Origin of the sequence: Enterobacter sp. BNK-34, from assembly GCF_048684445.1 — a bacterium.
GTDB classification, from domain to species: Bacteria; Pseudomonadota; Gammaproteobacteria; order Enterobacterales; family Enterobacteriaceae; genus Enterobacter; species Enterobacter pseudoroggenkampii.
Genome location: NZ_JBLQUA010000001.1, coordinates 3,539,893 through 3,559,229 on the forward strand (window position 1 = coordinate 3,539,893; position 19,337 = coordinate 3,559,229).

Annotated in this window: 19 protein-coding genes; 7 read left to right on the forward strand and 12 right to left on the reverse strand. The window is 54.3% G+C overall.

Annotated elements, in window-relative coordinates; all coding sequences use genetic code 11:
* The first annotated feature begins 16 nt into the window (after nt 1–16).
* Together ACMGG5_RS17355 and ACMGG5_RS17360 are read left to right on the forward strand one after the other, a co-directional pair.
* Nucleotides 17–2,197: a type I secretion system permease/ATPase gene (locus ACMGG5_RS17355; protein ID WP_248164459.1), complete on the forward strand. Its 2,181-nt coding sequence runs from the start codon at nt 17–19 to the stop codon at nt 2,195–2,197.
* Nucleotides 2,194–3,369, forward strand: a complete 1,176-nt coding sequence (locus ACMGG5_RS17360; RefSeq protein WP_024908389.1) for an HlyD family type I secretion periplasmic adaptor subunit — start codon at nt 2,194–2,196, stop codon at nt 3,367–3,369. Before ACMGG5_RS17355 ends, ACMGG5_RS17360 begins: the two co-directional genes overlap by 4 nt.
* Before the next feature lie 35 nt (nt 3,370–3,404).
* Here ACMGG5_RS17360 and ACMGG5_RS17365 read toward each other — a convergent pair whose 3' ends face one another.
* Nucleotides 3,405–4,289 (reverse strand): MarR family transcriptional regulator, encoded by an 885-nt coding sequence (locus tag ACMGG5_RS17365; protein ID WP_407820799.1) that lies wholly within the window; start codon nt 4,287–4,289, stop codon nt 3,405–3,407.
* Nucleotides 4,290–4,566: 277 nt separating this feature from the next.
* Between ACMGG5_RS17365 and ACMGG5_RS17370 the strand changes: the two genes are divergently transcribed.
* On the forward strand, nt 4,567–6,030 hold the full coding sequence (locus tag ACMGG5_RS17370; RefSeq protein ID WP_420278252.1) for an EAL domain-containing protein: 1,464 nt from the start codon (nt 4,567–4,569) through the stop codon (nt 6,028–6,030).
* 29 nt (nt 6,031–6,059) lie between these two features.
* Here ACMGG5_RS17370 and ACMGG5_RS17375 read toward each other — a convergent pair whose 3' ends face one another.
* From ACMGG5_RS17375 to ACMGG5_RS17400, 6 genes are all read right to left on the reverse strand, one after another.
* Nucleotides 6,060–6,332 carry a DUF883 family protein gene (locus ACMGG5_RS17375; RefSeq protein ID WP_024908392.1) on the reverse strand — a complete coding sequence of 91 codons (273 nt, stop codon included), beginning with the start codon at nt 6,330–6,332 and terminating at the stop codon, nt 6,060–6,062.
* Nucleotides 6,333–6,474: 142 nt separating this feature from the next.
* Nucleotides 6,475–6,690, reverse strand: coding sequence for a helix-turn-helix domain-containing protein (locus ACMGG5_RS17380; RefSeq protein ID WP_024908393.1), 216 nt, complete (start codon nt 6,688–6,690; stop codon nt 6,475–6,477).
* A gap of 2 nt (nt 6,691–6,692) precedes the next feature.
* Nucleotides 6,693–7,250: a DUF2975 domain-containing protein gene (locus ACMGG5_RS17385; protein WP_032645327.1), complete on the reverse strand. Its 558-nt coding sequence runs from the start codon at nt 7,248–7,250 to the stop codon at nt 6,693–6,695.
* A gap of 1 nt (nt 7,251) precedes the next feature.
* Nucleotides 7,252–7,599 (reverse strand): hypothetical protein, encoded by a 348-nt coding sequence (locus ACMGG5_RS17390; protein WP_090417036.1) that lies wholly within the window; start codon nt 7,597–7,599, stop codon nt 7,252–7,254.
* The gene (locus ACMGG5_RS17395; RefSeq protein ID WP_090417034.1) at nt 7,586–8,701 is read right to left on the reverse strand and encodes a serine hydrolase domain-containing protein; all 1,116 of its coding nucleotides are present in this window, start codon (nt 8,699–8,701) and stop codon (nt 7,586–7,588) included. The genes ACMGG5_RS17390 and ACMGG5_RS17395 overlap by 14 nt, the downstream gene beginning before the upstream one ends.
* Nucleotides 8,702–8,711: 10 nt before the next feature.
* Complete coding sequence (locus ACMGG5_RS17400) at nt 8,712–9,518, reverse strand: MipA/OmpV family protein (RefSeq protein ID WP_420278253.1); 807 nt, start codon at nt 9,516–9,518, stop codon at nt 8,712–8,714.
* Nucleotides 9,519–9,732: 214 nt separating this feature from the next.
* Here ACMGG5_RS17400 and ACMGG5_RS17405 point away from each other — a divergent pair, with 214 nt between their 5' ends.
* Entirely contained in the window at nt 9,733–10,626 is an 894-nt protein-coding gene (locus ACMGG5_RS17405) for a LysR family transcriptional regulator (RefSeq protein ID WP_267216499.1), read from the forward strand.
* Nucleotides 10,627–10,631: 5 nt separating this feature from the next.
* Here ACMGG5_RS17405 and ACMGG5_RS17410 read toward each other — a convergent pair whose 3' ends face one another.
* The 4 genes from ACMGG5_RS17410 to ACMGG5_RS17425 form a co-directional block, all read right to left on the reverse strand.
* Nucleotides 10,632–11,222 (reverse strand): LysE family translocator, encoded by a 591-nt coding sequence (locus tag ACMGG5_RS17410; protein ID WP_032647107.1) that lies wholly within the window; start codon nt 11,220–11,222, stop codon nt 10,632–10,634.
* Between the two features lie 309 nt (nt 11,223–11,531).
* Nucleotides 11,532–12,398: an AraC family transcriptional regulator gene (locus tag ACMGG5_RS17415; RefSeq protein ID WP_248164478.1), complete on the reverse strand. Its 867-nt coding sequence runs from the start codon at nt 12,396–12,398 to the stop codon at nt 11,532–11,534.
* A 63-nt stretch (nt 12,399–12,461) separates the two neighbouring features.
* A complete protein-coding gene (locus tag ACMGG5_RS17420; protein WP_032647112.1) occupies nt 12,462–12,965 on the reverse strand; it encodes a YbjP/YqhG family protein in 504 nt (167 codons plus the stop codon).
* Entirely contained in the window at nt 12,965–13,333 is a 369-nt protein-coding gene (locus tag ACMGG5_RS17425) for an NlpC/P60 family protein (RefSeq protein ID WP_157189152.1), read from the reverse strand. The genes ACMGG5_RS17420 and ACMGG5_RS17425 overlap by 1 nt, the downstream gene beginning before the upstream one ends.
* A 230-nt stretch (nt 13,334–13,563) precedes the next feature.
* On the opposite strand from ACMGG5_RS17425, the gene ACMGG5_RS17430 reads away from it, so the two are divergent.
* The 3 genes from ACMGG5_RS17430 (at nt 13,564) to ACMGG5_RS17440 (ending at nt 16,841) form a co-directional block, all read left to right on the forward strand.
* Nucleotides 13,564–13,839, forward strand: a complete 276-nt coding sequence (locus ACMGG5_RS17430) for a metal/formaldehyde-sensitive transcriptional repressor (protein ID WP_262777654.1) — start codon at nt 13,564–13,566, stop codon at nt 13,837–13,839.
* A 31-nt stretch (nt 13,840–13,870) separates the two neighbouring features.
* A complete protein-coding gene (locus tag ACMGG5_RS17435; protein WP_021242543.1) occupies nt 13,871–14,989 on the forward strand; it encodes an S-(hydroxymethyl)glutathione dehydrogenase/class III alcohol dehydrogenase in 1,119 nt (372 codons plus the stop codon).
* A gap of 160 nt (nt 14,990–15,149) precedes the next feature.
* A complete protein-coding gene (locus ACMGG5_RS17440; protein WP_420278254.1) occupies nt 15,150–16,841 on the forward strand; it encodes a methyl-accepting chemotaxis protein in 1,692 nt (563 codons plus the stop codon).
* Nucleotides 16,842–16,932: 91 nt separating this feature from the next.
* Here the strand turns inward: ACMGG5_RS17440 and ACMGG5_RS17445 are convergent, their stop codons facing one another.
* On the reverse strand, nt 16,933–19,314 hold the full coding sequence (locus tag ACMGG5_RS17445; protein ID WP_420278255.1) for a glucose/quinate/shikimate family membrane-bound PQQ-dependent dehydrogenase: 2,382 nt from the start codon (nt 19,312–19,314) through the stop codon (nt 16,933–16,935).
* Nucleotides 19,315–19,337 lie beyond the last annotated feature (23 nt).

A 19,337-nucleotide genomic window follows, 5' to 3' on the forward strand; every position in this document is an offset into this window, starting at 1 on the left:
CGTTAACCCGGAGATTATGAAGACACATCCACAGTACGAACCCTGGCTGCAGGGCATGCTTATCATCGCGAAACATTATCGGCTGGATTTCTCAGCGGAGCATGTTCGGGTCACGATTAACCATGAAAGCCAGTCTCCGCGCCAGCTGGTGCTGGAGGAGATGGCACGCCAGCTTGGGCTGGGGATGCGTATGGTGGCGGCGGAAGCGGTATCCCTCGATCCGTGGCGCCTGCCGCTGCTGGCGGAATTCACCGGCGGACAAATCGCGGTGATCAACCGCATGGACAGCGAAGGCAACGTCAGCCTGCAGTTCAGCGGCGACGCGGGGCTGGAGACGACGCTGACGCGTGACGAGCTCGGGGCGCGGCTAAAGGGGCTGATGGTGTTGCGCCCGCTCGAATCCACGCCGGATGCCCGCGTGGACGACTACATCAAACCGTATGAGAAAAACTGGTTCTGGCAGCTGGCGCTGAAGGACTGGCGACGCTACAGCGACATTATGCTGGTGGCGCTGGTCGCCAACGTGCTGGCGCTTTCCGGCATGGTCTTCTCCATGCAGGTATACGACAGAGTGGTCCCGTCGCAGTCGGAAGCCACGCTGTGGGTGCTGTTTGGCGGCGTGATGATTGCCATCGTGTTCGAATTCATCATGCGCATGCTGCGCGTGCATATTTCTGACGTGGTGGGCAAACGCGCCGATCTGCGTATCTCTGAACGCGTGTTTGCCCACGCGCTGCGGATTAAAAACGGCGCGCGATCCAAATCAACCGGATCGTTTATCGCCCAGATCCGCGAGCTGGAGTCGGTGCGGGAGCTCATCACCTCCACCACGATTGCGGCTATCTCCGATCTGCCGTTCTTCCTGCTGTTCGTCTTTATTCTGTGGATGATTGGCGGCCCGCTGGTGCTGGTGGTTCTGCTCGCGGTTCCGCTGCTGCTTATTCCGGGCCTGCTGGTGCAGCGCCCGCTGGGGAAACTCTCCAGCGAAGGGATGCGTGAATCCGCCATCCGTAACGCCACGCTGGTGGAAGCGGTGCAGGGCATTGAAGACATCAAGCTGATGCGCGCCGAGCAGCGTTTCCAGAACCAGTGGAATAACACCAACGACGTCGCCGCCAGCGTCGGCATGAAGCAGCGCTGGCTGACGGGCCTGCTGCTCACCTGGACCCAGGAGGTGCAGTCTATCGTCTATGCGGTGGTACTGCTGGTGGGCTGTTACCTGGTCATCAGCGGTGACATGACCACCGGTGCGCTGGTGGGTACCTCGATTCTGGCGTCACGGACCATTGCGCCGCTGTCGCAGATCTCAGGCGTGCTCTCGCGCTGGCAGTCGGCAAAAGTGGCCCGCAAGGGGCTGGACGATCTGATGCAGCGGCCGATTGACGATCCGCAGCACGGCAAAAAGGTGCACAAGGCCCACCTGCGCGGCGACTACGCGCTTGAGGACGTCGGGTTTTATTACGACGAGGAAGAGAAACTTACCGTACTTAACATCAGCAAGCTGCAGATCCGCGCCGGAGAGCGCGTGGCGGTGCTCGGACGTAATGGCTCCGGTAAAAGCACGCTGTTACAGCTTCTGGCGGGCATGCAGGAGCCGCAGCAGGGCAGCATTCTGCTGGATGATATTGCCCTCAATCACCTCGACCCGGCCGACGTGCGTCGCGACATGCAGCTGCTGAGCCAGCAGGCCCGTCTGTTCTTTGGCTCCGTGCGGGACAACATCCTGATGGGGAACCCGCTGGCGACCGATGACGAAATTCATCAGGCGCTGGTTAACAGCGGCGCGCTGGAGTTTGTGCGCAAACAGAAAATGGGGCTGAACTATATCATCAACGAGGGCGGGGCGGGCCTCTCCGGCGGACAGCGTCAGGCGCTGCTGCTGGCGCGTGCCCTGATCACCTCGCCGACTATCCTGCTGCTGGACGAGCCAACGGCCTGGCTGGACGAAATGAGCGAGAAGCAGTTTATTCAGCATCTTCACACATGGCTGGGTAAACGCCGGACGCTGGTGGTGGCGACGCATCGCCTGCCGATCCTGGACCTGGTCGACCGCATCATCGTGCTGGAAAACGGCAAGGTGGTGATGGACGGCCCGCGCGACGCCATCCTGCACCAGCACGGAATGGCGCCGCAAAAGACAGCGCAGCGCACCGTGACCATGAAGCCGGCGGCGGTTGCCGAGGAGGGCGCGGCATGAATGATTTCTCCCGTTTCAATAGCCGACTGAAGGAGCCTCGCCTTCCGCGCTCTACCCTGGTGGCATGGTCCCTGTTCGCCCTGCTGGCGGCGTTTATCGCCTGGGCGAGCCTGTTCCATCTTGATGAGGTGACGACCGGCAGCGGCAAGGTGATACCGTCTTCGCATGAGCAGGTCATCCAGTCCCTGGAAGGCGGCATTATCCACAGCCTGATGGTGCGCGAAGGCGACATTGTGGAACGCGGCCAGCAGCTTGCGCAGCTAGACCGGACGAAAACCGAGTCGAGCGTGCTGGAGAGTGAGTCTCGTCTGAATGCGGCGATGGCCACGGCTGCGCGCCTGAAGGCCGAGGTGAACGACACGGAACTGGCGTTTCCGGGTGAGCTGGATGACGACGTTGAGCTGGTCAAACAGGAAACGGCACTCTACCAGTCCCGTCGTGAAAGCCTCGAAAAAGGGCTGGCCGGGTTGCGTCAGGGTGCCGAGCTGGTGCAGCGCGAGCTGTCGTTAACCCGGCCGCTGGTGACCCAGGGGGCGGCCAGCAAGGTTGAGGTGTTGCGTCTTGAGCGTCAAAAAAATGAGCTTGAGAATAAAATCACCGAGATGAAAAACCAGTATTACGTTCGCGCCCGTGAAGAGCTGGCGAAAGCCAACGCGGAGATTGAAGCCCAGCGTTCGGTGATGAAAGGGCGTGAGGACTCCCTGACCCGGCTGACCTTCAATGCGCCGGTTCGTGGGATCGTGAAGGACATTGACGTCACGACCGTGGGAGGCGTTATCCCGCCGAACGGCAAGCTGATGAGCCTGGTCCCGCTTGACGATCAGATGGTGGTCGAAGCGAAAATATCGCCGCGCGATGTGGCGTTTATCCATCCCGGTCAGAAGGCGCTGGTGAAAGTGACGGCCTATGACTACTCCATTTACGGCGGGCTGGAAGGGGAAGTGACCATGATTTCCCCGGACACCCTGCAGGATGAGGTGAAAAGAGATGTCTACTACTATCGCGTCTATATTCGTACCGACAGTAACCATCTGACCAATAAGCAAGGGCAGGAATTTCCGGTCTTTCCGGGCATGATTGCTACCGTTGATATTAAAACCGGCAGCAAAACCATTCTGGATTATCTGTTGAAACCGCTGAATAAGGCAAAAGAGGCGCTGCGGGAACGATAGGTGAAGGGCGTTCGGGAGACCGAACGCCTGGAGGATTATACGGTTGACGTCACGTTGTGAGCGTGGCGTCGCTCTTTGGGTACTACGTTGATGTAATGCGTAACATAGGCAAAATATAACCCGGCATAATTTTCGACGAGTTCGATAAACGCCGGGTATATCGATAGCCGACCATCACCCCGATCTTTCAGGTAGCCTGCCTCCTGAGCCGATTTGATAATCCGGTTGACATGGATACGCGAAACGAAAAATTCTTTTGCGAGCGTGCTGGCTGAATAGTCGATGACGGCACCATGGGCAGATTTATTTTTCATAGCCTGCAGGTAAAGATAAAGCATAATCATACGTCCGCCATCTTTATCGATAAATAATCCCACTTCAGGCAACACCTTCCTGAACGTTAATCCCCGAAAAAGATATTCTGCCGCGCGGCGGAAGAAGTTATTTCTCAAAATATCATTATCCAGCAGGTTCACGTTAATATTGAATGTTGGGTAAAGAATGCTGACGGGCAAAAATGCGCCGGACATATAACGCTTAAGTTCATTCAGGCCTTTTTCAGTTGGCGCGATTCTCGTTTTGCGTCTGTCTTCCGTACAGCGCCAGGTCCTGATGCGCCCGGTGGTTCTCAGTATCGTAATGATCGCAATAACGCTGTTGGGGCTGGCTATCTTATAGCGAGAACATAAATCTTTAATCTCTGAAACTGACTCCGCCTGTTTTCCAAAAATAAAACAACACATAGAGAGGATAATGTTAAATCGTGATTCCTGCAGCATTGTCTTGTAGAAAAGAGGTTGTTTTTTATAGATGGTGTCATTAATTGTGTAGTGCTCTAATATTGCCTCACCGAATCGCGGATTGTTCTTTATAACATCCCTTCGATGTAGCAAGGCCCTGGATGAGATGTGATTATCCATAGCATTTTTCTCGTATTTTAATGAGCCGATAGATGAAGTGTTCAGTCTTCTTTTTCGGAATTCTCATTATACCCTGAGAATGAGATATTTGCCGTTGTTATTTGCAAAGAAAAGTATATTTGCGAACTGGTGATTAACGCAAAGATGTTCCAGTGAATCAGGCTGATAACTGTATCTTACCTTGAGGCTCCAGGATAAAATTACTGTTCTCAACGTGTGCAATAAATTTAATTTATTCACAAATGGAAACGGCGCTTTTGGTGCCCAGGAGCAGGTTATGATCCACAAAGTTTCTCTCAGAAATGGGGCGTGCGATGAACATAAATTTGTCGTTTCAGCCTGCGCGTTCACATTCCAGGGATATCGCGAGATCCTTAGCAGGTACGGAGTACAGGCCACGCATATTCACTTTGAGGGGGATGAGGTCTCTCAACAGGAACTGCAAAATATCCTTATAAATCAGAATACTCATATTGTAGCTTTTCTCGGCAAAGGTATTGTCGATCTTCTGGAGAGCCTGAAGCGACTGGCATCCGTTCTCAATGCACTCCCCGTTATTCGACGCGTCACCCTGTATGGTGACATACCGGATGGCTGGTTGTATCGCACCCTTAGCAGTCTTTTAAATAACCGCTATCAATTGTCATTAATTCGTATAGCCCATGTTTCAGATGTAATAACCTGTTTTCACACCCACCATAACGGGTTTAAGGACCGCTCACGTTTATTACGCGAACGCAGTACGGATATTTCTCCGCATGAAAATATTAAATGGCTTACAAAAAGAGAGATTGATGTATTGTTAAATTGCTACCGCGGCATGTCCGTAAAAGAAATGTGCGATAGAATGGGGCTCTCTAATAAAACGGTTTACACCCACCGCAAGGAAGGTGTGCTGAAATTAAGGTTAATTAAGCAATGGCTACACGATCCGCACAATTTAAAAGCAGAAGGAAGTATTAAACGGCGAAGTCAAAAAAAGGAATTTACGGATAAGGAAGCAGAAATCTTCAATGCGTTGCATAACAAAGAGATATTTCCTGCCTATCAGATCATTACCGATCGTGATAAAAAAGGTGTAGGGTTTGAGATACTCATTCGCTGGAATAAGAATGGTAAGATTGTCAAACCAACCGGTTTTCTTACGGATATTTCCAGTTATGAGATATGGCTAAAAATAACGGCGCTAGTCATTCATGCCGCCGTATCAGGAATTAATAAGTATAACGGGAAATACTATTTTTCAGTGAATATCCCGCCTCGTCTGGCTTCCGGCAATGCCTTGCCAGATATGGCGAGAAAAGCCATCGGCATGCTGCTCAAACCGCAGTGGGCCGAAAAGCTGGTCTTTGAATTTGCAGAAGATATTGACGTGACGAAGGACAAAAGGATCCCTGAAACCATGCGGCATTTACGCAATACGGGGTGTCGATTGTTTCTGGATGACTGTTTCTCTAACCACCAAACCATGTTCCCGGTGCGCCAGGTGCATTTTGACGGACTCAAACTGGATCGGGACATCGTCGAGCATTTTGTGGCAAACGACAATGACTATAACTTGATTAAAGCGATACAGATTTATAGCGACATGACCGGGGCAGACTGCATTGCAGAGGGGGTTGATAGTGAAGAGAAATTCGAAAAATTAGTCGCGCTGGGCGTCAAAAACTTTCAGGGTTATTATTTATCGCGTGCTGTGAAAGAGGAAGAGTTAGACCGCATGGTCAGGTTGTTCAGTTAACAAAAAATAAAGCCCCGAAGGGCCTTTTATTATTTTCGACCCAGCAACAGGCCGAGAACAATACCGACCGCACCCGCTGCGACGAGGCCGGTGAGGGGATTATTTCTGACCGCTTCAGTAACATCGGAAACAGCATCGCTGGCCTGCGCGGCATATTTTTTTGCCGCACCTTTTACCTGATGCTTTGGTGAATCAACGAACTCACCAAACTGCTGCTGCGCCGAACCTGCAAGTTCATCAAGTTTATTTTTTGCTTTGTCTTCAGCAAACTGGGTGTTTTTATCAGTACCGATATCAGACATTTTTGCCTCCTTTTGTTGATAATTAAAGGATAGCCGTTCTTTGCGGATGTGAGAGACGAAAGGTTAATTTCAGCACCCAACAGGGTGGTTTTCGGATATATCTCTGTGCGGGGGACTCCCACAGAGAGTGGGGGTTGGCGCGTCATTCCGGGCTGTCCGGCTCCCAGGAGAGGATATCGCCCGGTTGACACTGCAGTGCCTCGCATATTTTCGCCAGCGTATCAAAACGTATCCCTTTCACCTTGCCGGACTTGAGCAGCGACAGGTTTTGCTCAGTGATCCCCACAAAGGCTGCCAGTGCTCTGGACGTCATTTTCTTCTCTACCAGCATTTTGTCCAGATGAACCACGACAGCCATAATTAGATGAACTCCTTATTTTCTTCTTCCGCTTTGATCCCTTCGACCAGGGAGTGAAAGGTTACCAGCAGCAAACCGCCTGTTAATAGCAGAACAAAATCCCCAAGCAAAAGGGTGACCTGGTAGTAATGTCCCGGCCACGCGATCGTCAGCGGGATCAAAAAGCGACAGACCGGCAGTGCGATCCCAAGGCTTAACATCGCGATGGCAATCTTGCGAACGCTGTTTGCCAGAGCCCGGGAGAGGATCTGTTTTTGACGAACCTGACGCGTGACGCTCATTCCCTGCCAGACAGCAAAGGCAAACAGCCCCGCCGGAAGATAAAGGATCGCCAGCAGGAGTATCTGGCGCAGCGACGAAACCGTTGCAACAGCCAGATCGTCTTTCTGAACCTCGGCGAGCTTTAGCAGAGTGGAAATAAAAAACGACTCGCCGGTGAAATAAATCCACAAAGGGGTGATTAATGCCAGGATGAGAAATAGCGGCAGCACCCCTGCGATGAACACCAGACTGAGTTTACCCCTCGCACCATTCACATCGAACCTTCCTGAGTGTTTCATATTATTTTAAGACCAGCACGCACAAGCATGACATAAGCATTAGCGCGATGGCAATCTTACCGCCGTTCAGCCAGTTAGCGGCGCGTTTCATCCAGGGTTTTGGCCACACATGATAGACGCAAAAGGCGAGATAAGACGCCTGAATCACCCAGGTGAGCATTCTGAACAGGTAGCCTGAACTGCTCAGATGGGTGATGGTCTGCATCATTTCCATGCAATAAAGAATGAGCCCAACGGTCAGCATTGTGTTCATCAGCCGAAGTTTATACTGCGCGGCCCACGTTCCGCACCCAAACAGCAGGGCCGAGACGAAGGTCAGTATCGCCCAGAGAATATCAATCCAGTTCATGATGCGCCTCTGCTGTATGAGATGGCGGGGTTAATAGCAGCCGCATGGCCGGGACAACCACCGGCCACGCGGTGTCGGAGAGGATCACCACGGCGCTTTTACGCTGTCGGTCGAAGGCGATAGCGGAAGCGAACCCCGACGATTCACCATCATGCCAGGTGATATCGCGCCCCTGAATGCGTGTGGTGAACCAGCCATAGCCCACGCGTGAATCGGGATCGTCAGTTGCAAACTGCGGCGTCATTGCGTCGCGCCATGCGAGCGGTCCTGCCAGCAGCGACTGAGCGTAATGGGCCATGTCGACAATGGTTGAACGCACGCCTCCGGCGGGGGTAAATGCGTGCATTTTCCACGGCGCTTCGCTCAGGCCGGAAGCGGATCGACCCCGGCTGAACGTGGAAGAGGCGGGCGTTGTATCACTGGCGACGACAGAACCTGTCATGTGCGCCTGAGCGAATACGCGCGTTTGCAGGAGGTCAGCAAAAGATTGATGCGATGCACGCGCCAGCGCCAGTCCCAGCAGCGCATAGCCGGTGTTGGAATAGTCAAATCCGGTCGGGCGTTCGACGCTGGCTTTATTCACCATGTCTATTAATGTCTCCTCATCGAAGTCCCAGAAATTGTCTCGCAGGATGATGGACTTAATAACCTGAACTTTCTCGGGTAACGACGTCGCCAGCGGCGGCAGGCCGGAGCGATGCGAAGCCAGCTGCGCCAGGGTAATATCGCTCGCCGGGCCTGCGATCTCCGGAATAAGTTCACCGACGCGGGTTTGCGGAGTCGCCTCGCCGCGTCGCTGCGCCTCAATCAACAGGCTGCTGGTCATGGTTTTGGTCAGGCTGGCGATTTCATACTGTTTTGTAAAATCGCTGTCCCACAGGGCGTACTGCACGCCTTTTGGCGTGATAAGTGCGACGGCAACGCTGCCACGCGCCCCGCTGAGGAGTGGCGTCAGGAACGAGACGATGGTTGCATCACCCGTCTGGCGCGGGGACGGCGTGCTGACGCCCGGCTGCAGGTAGATGCCTGCGGCAATCAGCGACACAAAAACCACCCCTGCGGCTAACACTCGCCTGCGGCTGTATACATACTGTTTATTCATGGTCTGCGCCTCAGAACTCGTACTGGATCATTGATGACAGGGTGTACTGCATGCGGCTGTTAACCAGCGGGCTTTTACCCGCTTCATCAAGCAGGCAGGCTGCGCGACCGGTCACCCCAGCCGCCAGATTTTCACTGATGTGCCAGACCAGTTCGCTATCGACTCCAGCTTCCTGTAAACCCGAAGATGGGGAATACGCCTCAAACCCGGTGCGCTGAGACTGGTTCGCGGTGACGCCATAATGGCGCTGCTGATAGCCGCTGTTGGCCCAGGTGATGTCACCTGCGACCGAAAATTCGACGTCCTGCCCGCGCCAGAGGGTGGACTTTACGCCGCTGTTCACGGTCCTCGCCAGCTGCTGCGTCTCGCCACCGTACCGGTGTTTTTGCGTTGCACTTAACGCGCGCAGCCATATCATCCAGTCCTCGCGTTGATAACGCATTTCCGCGCCCGCCATTAGCATGTCGGCCATATCACCCATTCCCTGGAGATCACGGTTTTTTCGAGCGGAGAAGGGATAGTTAACCGTCTCTTTTCGCCCCTCATCAGAGGCCAGCAGCAGGCTCACGGCAAACGGGGCGTCGGGGTGATATGTCCATGCCAGCCCCTCCGTGGAGAGATCCCATTGCCCCCAGTCTTTACTCTTCAGACTCAGGCCGCCCTTCAGTAGCGGTTCGGGTGCGTAATGCCGCGATCCCGAATAAACGGGACTGACCGCGACGCCCAGACCCGCGTAACCGGACAGCTCCGCACCGTGTAAGGGGGCGCAAAGCGCGATCCCCGCGAGCAAAACGCCATACAGCAGACTTCTTTTCATTCGATGCCTCTCCAGGCAAAAAGTAAGTTGAAGTGCGTGCAGGCTAACCTGGAGTTTATCGTTTAACAATAAACATTTATTGTTTTACACTAAAATTGGTAGGGCGATAAAGCTCTCACTACAAAAAGAGATGCGACCGGGGAGGAAAGTACGATATCGTAACTCTATGATTGAATGAGGAGTTCGCAGGAACGCCGTTGCAACAGGACGATAAATGATTGATGACATCCGTTATCTGATAGTGTTTGCAAAGATTGCTGAAGCTGGATCCATTTCAGGTGGGGCAGAAGCGTTAGGGCTTACAACCGCAACGGCAAGCACGCATTTATCAAAGCTGGAAAAAAATCTTGGCTGCGCGCTGCTCTACAGAAACACCCGCAAACTTTCTCTGACTCACGATGGCGCAAATTTGCTGGAAACGGCTAAATCGATGCTGGCGCTGTATGAGCAGGGGGTTATTGAATTCAAGCAGCGTTCGATATCAACGGCGAATAAGCTTACTGTTTCACTTCCTGCCGTTTTTTTGAAGAGTGCGTTTACCCGGCATCTGGCCGATTTTATAAAGCGACATCCGGGCATTTTACTGAATATCTCTTACAGTGATACGCGCAGAGATATTATTGCCGACGGCATTGATGTTGCATTTAGAATCGGCGAACTGCCGGACAGTTCACTGAAAGCGCGCCATCTTTTTGTGCTGCCGCGCCAGGTCGTTGCTTCCCGTGATTTGCTCAGCCATTATCCGACGATTACGCATCCTGATGACCTGGCGCAACTGCCATGGATAGGACTCAATATGCGGCAGAATAGCCGGGAATTTCGCCATAAAAATGGGGAAGTGGCGGTCGTAACGTATACGCCTGGCGTGTATGTAGATAATGTCGAAGCCGCTTATGCGCTTGCCAGGCAACAAATTGGTCTCGCAGCACCTCCCCGTTATTTAAGCGAAGAGGACGTTAAGCGTGGAGACATGCAGGAAATACTCCCTGACTGGTCATTAGAACCGCTGAAAGTCTATGCCGTATGGCCTTCTAATATGTCGACCAGCAGTATTGCCTACAAATTGATTAACGATATTTATAACGCGATTGAGTTTCACTCGTTATAAAGGGTTTAAAATGCTAAAGCGAGCATGTAACACGCCGTAATAAGCAACAGTCCGCCCATCAACACGTTAAACGTACGGATCTGCTGTGTGCTCCTGAGCAGCACCGACACCTTTGCTCCCATTAATGCCCATGCGGATAGCGACAGGTAACAGACTAAAAAATAGACCGTTACAAAGACGAATGCTGTCGCAGGGTTTGAGGGTTCGGAAAACATCGCTGCCCCTGAGGCGCACGCGGTCCATGCCTTAGGGTTGATCCATTGCATGACAAAACCCTGAGCAAAACCAGGAGAATCTGTTTTTGTTAATGATATATCGGGACGGGATGACGCTATCTTATAGCCCAGATACATTATAAATAAAGAACCGACAATATTAAGGTACCGGAAAAACAAAGGGTGTTTTTCGATTGCAGCGTAAAAACCGAAACAAATAAAGATAAGTAATAACGTAAACCCTATTGTTGCACCGGAGACAAATGAGAAGGTCTTTCTAAAACCGTGAGCGGCCCCAGACGATATAATTACCATATTAACGGGGCCAGGAGAAAATGAAAGCGTCAGTGAAAATATAAACATTGTGAAAATGAACAGCATTTTATCTCCGCGTGTTGGCTTATCTGCATTAGAGGTGCTGCGACGATTAAGTCGCGACTTTAATTCGTCATGTTTCTGAATACTAGCTGGGAACATACGTCAGAGTAAGTGGCATTTATCTAAAGGTGTGTTTGATTTTTTGCACAGATCGCGCAGCCGCGGGGTAGCGCCTGCCGCAAGCAATCGGCAGGCGCGGGTGGCCCATAAGTAACGGATCCTAATATAATTTATGTAATGCGTGCGGTTCCTGAGTCAGGCATATAACAGCGCTTGTGATAAAACGGAAATAAGGTGGTAAACAAGGGATCGTCAATTTAACGGCAGGTAGATATCCGTTTGCAGCGCATGTTCTGGCACCTCGTGAATAAAGTTGAGGTAGTGGAAAAATACCGGGGCATCGCGCAGCGTTTCGCCGCTGGCCGGCAGCCAGTCGCGAAACATCGCCCACACCGTGGCGGAAATGGTATCCAGAGAACCTGTGTGACGCCCGACGGCGTAACGTCCGCCGTCGATTTCACCATTGGAAACCCCAAACTCATTTTCTGGTATCGCTTCAGCGATACTGCCGCAGATATCGAAACGAAAGGCGTCTGCTGGCGTGGTTGCCGGGTCATCCCAGGCAATACCAAACGTGCTGCTTTCGTGCACTGGCGATAAGCCCGTGGTTTTACGCCAGGCGATAAATTTCGCCGCGCTGTCATTAACCCGATCCGGGCTGCCACGGTGCTGCAGCATTGCCACTCGGGTCTGTGGGAAATCGACAATCTTAACTTCCATCGTTTTTTGCTCCTGAAAGGTCATTTTCGGTACGCGCTGGTGCCAGTTCAGCCAGTCCGGCTGTTGCCGAAACTGACGCGGGCTTTTTCCAAACGCATTTCTGAAGGCGCGACTGAACGATTCAGGGCTCTGGAACCCGGCATTGAGCGCAATATCAATCACCTTATCCTGAGGGTTAAACGCCAGTCGCCAGGACGCATGACGCAGGCGTAGCCACTGGATATAGCGATACAGAGGCTGACCGCTAAATGCCAGAAACTGCCGGTGAAAATGATAAGGCGAACAGCAGGCTAACGCGCTGAGCTTCTCCAGCGTGAGCGGTTCATCGAGATGGCGGGCGATATAGTCGCACACCATCGTGAAGCGCTCGCGGTAAGCCGTTTTGATTGCATCGTTCATTGCATCCTCCTGATGACCCACTTTGCCTCACCGAACGGCCAGAATCCTGACCGATCTTGCTAATTATGGAGAAGTTATACTGGCCGCATACCGTTGTGCGGCAGCAATCGCCCTGTCGTCAAAAATATACTGTTCGAAATGATGGCTTGCATCGGTGACGCGATAAATTTTCCATTTACCGTCTTCTATGCGCAGATACACTTTTAGCTGCAGTTTCCGCTCATTACCCACACCCAACTGAACGTTAACAACTTTCCCGGACGCAGAGTTAATCGCATTGCTTACGCTTAGGTCAGGGATCCACTCAGCCGCATAGTCCTGCGTATAGGTAAAATAGTCGGAACCGATAATTTCTTGTTCATAGAGAGAGGAAATTTTCTGCAGTCGGGAGAGTGTGTCTTGCGCAATATAGTCACGCATTTTTGGTGAATCGAGATTATCTTCTTTGCTGTCTGTAACGAAAGCAGTGAGGTAAAACTTGTAAAAGTCATGAGTACGTTTTTCCGGCGCATCCATTTGTGTTGAACATCCCGTAAGAAACAGGCACATCAAGAGAACGTAACGCATCAGCTTTTCCTGTAAATTTTGTAAGCGGGGCGTGCGGAGCGATATCCGGGGCCACCCCACATATCTCTTTGTCTGAAGTCAGAGTACCAGGTAGTGCCGTCATAAATTGCCATGTGACCCGCAGGATTACCGCCATCATAGGGCTGAGTAACAACCACATCGCCTTCCTGTAATGTTTCACCTTGCCCTAAAACTCGAAAACCTGCTCGTTCAAGGTTACTGCCATAGTCCTTTGCGTTAGGTGCATTGCCAATATCCACGCCACCTGCACGTATTGCCTTACGCGTAAATTCTCCACAGCGTCTTTGCGATGAAGTTCCCGCATTCTGGCGTGCGTGCAGGGCTGCTGCGTGTTTGTTCCATGCCATGTGTTAACTCCTGTTGTATATGAAATCGTCACTAAACAACGGAAGCTACAATCCGGTTAGGCAAATAATGTCATTAAAAAATTATATATTTCAGTGTTTTATATCTTTTTGATGTTTCATTTGCCTGGTTGATGATATGCAGTAGATACGCTGCTGTTGCAACGAAAACAGAAGGTTTACATCGACAGGAAAGTTAAATACCATACCCCCCTATAGTATCAGGAGGGCGTATGCCGCATTCACCCGAAGATAAAAAACGTATTCTTACCCGCGTCCGTCGCATTCGGGGCCAGGTTAATGCCCTTGAACGTGCGCTGGAGTCGGGCGACCCCTGCCTGGCCATCCTGCAGCAAATTGCCGCCGTACGCGGGGCTGCCAATGGCCTGATGGGCGAAATGGTTGAAATTCACCTCAAAGATGAGCTGGTTGCGGGGGACACCACGCCGGATCAGCGAGCCGTACGCATGGCGGAAGTCGGCCATTTACTGCGCTCTTATCTAAAATAAATCCACATACCTGACAAAAAAGGGAAGGCATATGAAATCTCGCGCTGCAGTTGCATTTGGCCCCGGCCAGCCGCTCAAAATCGTTGAAATTGACGTGGCACCGCCGAAGAAAGGCGAAGTGCTGATCAAAATCACCCATACCGGCGTGTGCCATACCGATGCGTTTACGCTCTCGGGCGATGACCCGGAGGGCGTCTTCCCGGCAGTGCTCGGTCATGAAGGCGGCGGGATTGTGGTGGAAGTGGGCGAGGGCGTGACCAGCCTGAAGCCGGGCGATCACGTGATCCCGCTGTACACGGCGGAATGCGGCGAATGCAAGTTCTGTAAATCCGGCAAAACTAACCTCTGCCAGGCGGTGCGCGCCACCCAGGGGAAAGGGCTGATGCCGGACGGGACGACCCGTTTCTCTTACAACGGCGAGCCGGTTTATCACTACATGGGCACCAGTACCTTCAGCGAATACACCGTTTGCGCGGAGATCTCGCTGGCGAAGGTGAACCCGCAGGCGCCGCTGGACAAAGTCTGCCTGCTGGGCTGCGGCGTGACCACCGGTATTGGCGCGGTGCATAACACGGCAAAAGTCAAAGAGGGCGATACCGTGGCGGTGTTCGGTCTCGGCGGCATTGGTCTGGCGGTGATTCAGGGCGCGGTGCAGGCGAAGGCCGGTCGTATCATCGCGGTCGACACTAACCCTGAGAAATTCAGGCTGGCGGGTGAAATGGGCGCGACCGATTTCGTGAACCCGAAAGATCACGAGAAGCCGATTCAGGACGTCATCGTTGAGATGACCGACGGCGGCGTGGACTTCAGTTTCGAGTGTATCGGCAACGTCAACGTGATGCGTTCCGCACTGGAATGCTGCCACAAAGGCTGGGGCGAGAGCATCATCATTGGCGTGGCCGGTGCGGGCCAGGAGATTAAAACCCGTCCATTCCAGTTGGTCACCGGGCGCGTATGGCGCGGTTCCGCGTTTGGCGGCGTGAAGGGGCGTACCCAGCTTCCGGGTATGGTTGAAGATGCCATGGTCGGCAAGATTCAGCTCGATCCGTTCATTACCCATCGCTTACCGCTGGAGCAGATCAACGAGGCGTTTGATCTGATGCACGAAGGAAAATCCATCCGTACCGTTATCCATTTCGGCGACAAGTAACTCTTCTGCCAGCGGTTTTTCGCCGCTGGCGTTTCTTTAATAATCTTCTCTAAAGTGTGACCAGTGCGGCGTTTTTAGCCGTAATCTAAATCTCTGCCGTGCCGATGACTATTTAACAGGCGTGTTTTTACGCATCTTACCTACAAGAGAGTCGACGGTCATGGACAACACTACTTCGATGCTGGCGCAGCGCAAGCTGGGCTTCTTGCATCACATCAGGCTGGTTCCACTGTTTTCCTCCATTCTCGGTGGCATTATTCTTCTGTTTGCCTTGAGCTCGGGTCTTGCGGGTTATTTCCTGCTGCAGGCCGATAACGATCAGCAGGATGTCACAGCTGAAATTCAGGTGCGTATGGGGCTGTCGAACAGCTCAAACCATCTGCGAACCGCGCGTATCAATCTGATCCACGCCGGTGCGGCAAGCCGTATCGCGGAGATGGACGCCATGAAGCAGAACATCAGCGAGGCGGAAACGCGCATTAAGCAGTCCCAGGAGAGCTTTACCGCCTATATGAATCGTGCCGTGCGCACCGCTGAGGGCGCAGCGCTGGACGCGGATCTCAAGGCGCGTTACGACGCCTATATCGCTGGCATGCAGCCGATGGTCAAATTCGCCAAAAATGGCATGTTCGAAGCGATCATCAATCACGAAAACGAAACGGCGCGTCCGCTGGATGACGCTTATAACGCCGTACTGCTGAAGGCGATTAAGATCCGTACCGACCGTGCCAATGCGCTGACGGCGCAGGCGCACAGCCGCACACAGCTGGGCCTGATGTTTATGGTAGGCGCGTTTGCGCTGGCGCTGGTGCTGACGGCGATGACCTTTGTCGTGCTGCGCCGCACGGTAATCAATCCGCTGCAGCGCGCAGCGAAACGTATCGAGAATATCGCTAAGGGCGACCTGACGATGCCGGACGACGTGGCGGGGCGCAGCGAAATTGGACGCCTGACGCGCGATCTGCAAACCATGCAGCACTCGCTTGAAAACACCGTGGGCACCGTACGTCAGGGGGCGGAGGAGATCTACCGCGGCACCAGCGAGATTTCAGCCGGTAACACCGATCTCTCTTCGCGCACTGAGCAGCAGGCTGCGGCCATTGAGCAGACCGCCGCGAGCATGGAACAGCTGACCGCGACGGTGAAACAGAACGCCGATAACGCCCATCATGCCAGCAAGCTGGCGGAAGATGCCTCCGGTAAAGCCAGCCGCGGTGGCCAGATGGTCTCCGGCGTGGTGAAAACCATGGGCAATATCTCCAGCAGCTCGAAGAAGATCTCTGAGATTACCGCCGTGATTAACAGCATTGCCTTCCAGACCAATATCCTGGCGCTTAACGCGGCGGTAGAAGCGGCACGTGCGGGTGAACAGGGACGCGGATTTGCCGTGGTGGCAAGTGAAGTGCGCACCCTGGCAAGCCGCAGTGCGAACGCCGCAAAAGAGATCGAAAGCCTGATCAACGAATCGGTATCGCTGATCGACCAGGGCTCCGGCGAGGTTGTTGCCGCCGGTAACACCATGAATGAAATCGTCGACGCGGTGAAACGCGTTACCGACATCATGCTGGAGATCGCCGCGGCGTCCGATGAACAGAGTCGCGGTATTGTGCAGGTGAGCCAGGCGATTTCCGAGATGGATAAAGTGACCCAGCAGAACGCCTCGCTGGTGGAAGAAGCCTCCGCGGCGGCGGCGTCTCTGGAAGAACAGGGCGCGCGTCTGACCGAGGCGGTCGGTGCGTTTAGGTTGAACGGTGCAAAGTCGGGCCGCGCGGTGACGGCTGCACCAGTGGCGAAGAACGCACCGCTGCGCCCGGCGGCGACGGTTTCCGGGGATAACTGGGAGACGTTCTGAGTGGCGTGTTGTGTCGGGTGGCGGCTTCGCCTTACCCGACCTACAAAATCTGACCTACAAAAAAGGGACCTTTCGGTCCCTTTTTCACATCTTATTTCTTATCGGGTAACGCGTACGCGATAACGTAATCACCGCGATCCGGCGACTGGCGGGCGCCACCGGCGTTAATGATGATGTACTGCTTACCGGTTTTCGGCGACACGTAGGTCATCGGGCCGGACTGGCTGCCGACAGGCAGACGGTCTTTCCAGATCTCTTTCCCGGTGGCGGTATCAAACGCGCGCAGGTAGAAATCCTGGGTACCGGCAAAGAACAGCAGACCGGACTGGGTAGAGAGCGACGCGCCCAGGGTCGGCATACCGATTGGGATCGGCATGCGCATGCGAATGCCCAGCGGGCCGGTATCTTCCACCGTGCCGACAGGGACCTGCCACACCAGCTTGCCGGTTTTCAGGTCAACGGCTGACATGGTGCCAAACGGCGGCTTCTGGCATGGAATGCCCAGCGGTGACAGGAAGCGTTCACGCATCGCGCCGAACGGCGTGCCGTCCATTGGGACAATCCCCATCTCGATGCCGCTGGCGTTTTTCGCGACGTTCGCGCGCGGTACCATATAGTTTGCCAGGCCCAGGCGCATATCGTTGACGAACATCAGGCTGTTGTTCGGATCAACGGAAACGCTGCCCCAGTTCATCCCGCCGAGAGAGCCAGGGAACTGCAGGGAACGGTCGAGACCCGGCGGGGTGAAGACGCCCTGATGACGCATCTCTTTAAACTGAATGCGGCACAGCAGCAGGTCAACAGGCGTCGCGCCCCACATGTCGGATTCGGTCAGCGTCTGGTTGCCAATCATCGGCATGCCAACGGAATACGGCTGGGTTGGGGAGTAGCGTTCACCCTCAACGTTACCCGCCGGAACGGGGCGTTCCTCTACCTTCGCCACCGGCTTGCCGGTTTCGCGGTTAAGCATGAAGATCATGCCCTGCTTGCTGGTCTGCACCAGCACAGGCGTGGTGCCGCCTTTACCGTCTGGCAGATCGTACAGCAGCGGCTGGGAAGGCAGGTCGAAGTCCCAGAGATCGTGGTGGGTGGTCTGGAAATGCCAGCGGACCTGGCCGGTGGCCGCGTCGACGGCGACGATGGAGGAGCTGTACTTATCGTCCAGCGCGGTACGCTCGCCCGCCCAGAAGTCTGGCGTGGCGTTGCCGGTTGGCAGGTAGATCAGGTTCAGTTTGGCGTCGTAAGACATCGCAGACCAGACGTTCGGCGTACCGCGGGTGTAGGTCTGGCCTTCCGGCGGCAGGCCGGTCAGGTTCGGATTACCCGGATCCCACGCCCAGGCCAGTTTACCGGTGTGAACGTCGTAGGCGCGCACCACGCCCGGCGGTTCGCCGGTAGAGTAGTTATCCGCGACGCGACCGCCAACGACGACAACGTTCCCGGCAACCAGCGGCGTGGAGGTTTGCTGATAATATCCGGGCTTAATCTCGCCCATGCCGACGCTCAGATCCACGATGCCATGGTCGCCAAAGTCGTCGCAGACCTTGCCATTATCCGCGTTGATGGCAATCAGACGGGCATCGGTGGTGGGCAGGAACAGGCGGCGAGGGCATGCCGCTGGCGATGTTCCGGTCTGTGACGCCGTCACGTTTGCGTGATCTTCAAAGTAGCCCAGACCGCGGCAGCGCTGCCAGTTCGGCGCGGTCGCTTTCGAATCATAACGCCATTTTTCTTTACCGGAATCCACGTCCAGCGCCAGCACTTTACTGTATGGCGTACAGACATACAGCGTGTCGCCAATCTGCAGAGGCGTGTTTTGATCTTCCGCGCCCGAGCCGTTGCTCTGCGGAATATCGCCGGTGTGCGCAACCCACGCGACTTTCAGCGAGCTGACGTTTTGCTTGTTAATCTGGTCCAGCGCGGCGAAACGGTCGCCGTGGGTGGTGTTGCCCCAGTGTTCCCAGTTCTTTTGCTGCTCGCCGGGTGCAACGGGTTTCACCGGCACGGGCTCGTTCGCTGCCACGAGGGTTTGCGGCTTAAACATCCAGCCCAGGCTGACCAGCATGGCGACCGCGAGCAGGGCCGCGACGCCAAAGGCGGGCGCCTTGTTCGGGGCAGTGTGGTTTGCTGCGCGCAGGAAGGGCCAGACGATGGCGCAGAGGAACGCCAGCACGGCAAAGGTAAACAGGCGGGAGAAGAGCGGCCAGAAATCCCAGCCTGCATCGCTTACCGCCCAGAACAGCGAGGCAATAAACGCGATGCCGTATAGCAGGATCCCGCTGGTGCGGTTGAGGAAAATCAGGATCGCGGCAATCACCATCACCACGCCCATGATCAGGAAGTATCCACTTCCGCCTACGGTGGCGAGCTTAAAGCCCAACCCGCCGACCGCCAGACCGATGAGCATCATCAGTCCGGCAAGAAGCCACTGCAGAATACGAGGTATCCCGCGCGGCGCGCTGCCAAATGCCATGTCTTTCTCCTTTCGATCCCCCG

What these genes read in the sequence shown, in the direction of transcription:
- ACMGG5_RS17400 (WP_420278253.1), bottom strand. Translation starts at nt 9,518, where the DNA reads ATGAAAAGAAGTCTGCTGTATGGCGTTTTGCTCGCGGGGATCGCGCTT.
- ACMGG5_RS17380 (WP_024908393.1), bottom strand. Translation starts at nt 6,690, where the DNA reads ATGGCTGTCGTGGTTCATCTGGACAAAATGCTGGTAGAGAAGAAAATG.
- ACMGG5_RS17360 (WP_024908389.1), top strand. Translation starts at nt 2,194, where the DNA reads ATGAATGATTTCTCCCGTTTCAATAGCCGACTGAAGGAGCCTCGCCTT.
- ACMGG5_RS17385 (WP_032645327.1), bottom strand. Translation starts at nt 7,250, where the DNA reads ATGAAACACTCAGGAAGGTTCGATGTGAATGGTGCGAGGGGTAAACTC.
- ACMGG5_RS17435 (WP_021242543.1), top strand. Translation starts at nt 13,871, where the DNA reads ATGAAATCTCGCGCTGCAGTTGCATTTGGCCCCGGCCAGCCGCTCAAA.
- ACMGG5_RS17370 (WP_420278252.1), top strand. Translation starts at nt 4,567, where the DNA reads ATGATCCACAAAGTTTCTCTCAGAAATGGGGCGTGCGATGAACATAAA.
- ACMGG5_RS17440 (WP_420278254.1), top strand. Translation starts at nt 15,150, where the DNA reads ATGGACAACACTACTTCGATGCTGGCGCAGCGCAAGCTGGGCTTCTTG.
- ACMGG5_RS17390 (WP_090417036.1), bottom strand. Translation starts at nt 7,599, where the DNA reads ATGAACTGGATTGATATTCTCTGGGCGATACTGACCTTCGTCTCGGCC.
- ACMGG5_RS17395 (WP_090417034.1), bottom strand. Translation starts at nt 8,701, where the DNA reads ATGAATAAACAGTATGTATACAGCCGCAGGCGAGTGTTAGCCGCAGGG.
- ACMGG5_RS17430 (WP_262777654.1), top strand. Translation starts at nt 13,564, where the DNA reads ATGCCGCATTCACCCGAAGATAAAAAACGTATTCTTACCCGCGTCCGT.
- ACMGG5_RS17445 (WP_420278255.1), bottom strand. Translation starts at nt 19,314, where the DNA reads ATGGCATTTGGCAGCGCGCCGCGCGGGATACCTCGTATTCTGCAGTGG.
- ACMGG5_RS17375 (WP_024908392.1), bottom strand. Translation starts at nt 6,332, where the DNA reads ATGTCTGATATCGGTACTGATAAAAACACCCAGTTTGCTGAAGACAAA.
- ACMGG5_RS17405 (WP_267216499.1), top strand. Translation starts at nt 9,733, where the DNA reads ATGATTGATGACATCCGTTATCTGATAGTGTTTGCAAAGATTGCTGAA.
- ACMGG5_RS17420 (WP_032647112.1), bottom strand. Translation starts at nt 12,965, where the DNA reads ATGCGTTACGTTCTCTTGATGTGCCTGTTTCTTACGGGATGTTCAACA.
- ACMGG5_RS17410 (WP_032647107.1), bottom strand. Translation starts at nt 11,222, where the DNA reads ATGCTGTTCATTTTCACAATGTTTATATTTTCACTGACGCTTTCATTT.
- ACMGG5_RS17425 (WP_157189152.1), bottom strand. Translation starts at nt 13,333, where the DNA reads ATGGCATGGAACAAACACGCAGCAGCCCTGCACGCACGCCAGAATGCG.
- ACMGG5_RS17365 (WP_407820799.1), bottom strand. Translation starts at nt 4,289, where the DNA reads ATGGATAATCACATCTCATCCAGGGCCTTGCTACATCGAAGGGATGTT.
- ACMGG5_RS17355 (WP_248164459.1), top strand. Translation starts at nt 17, where the DNA reads ATGAAGACACATCCACAGTACGAACCCTGGCTGCAGGGCATGCTTATC.
- ACMGG5_RS17415 (WP_248164478.1), bottom strand. Translation starts at nt 12,398, where the DNA reads ATGAACGATGCAATCAAAACGGCTTACCGCGAGCGCTTCACGATGGTG.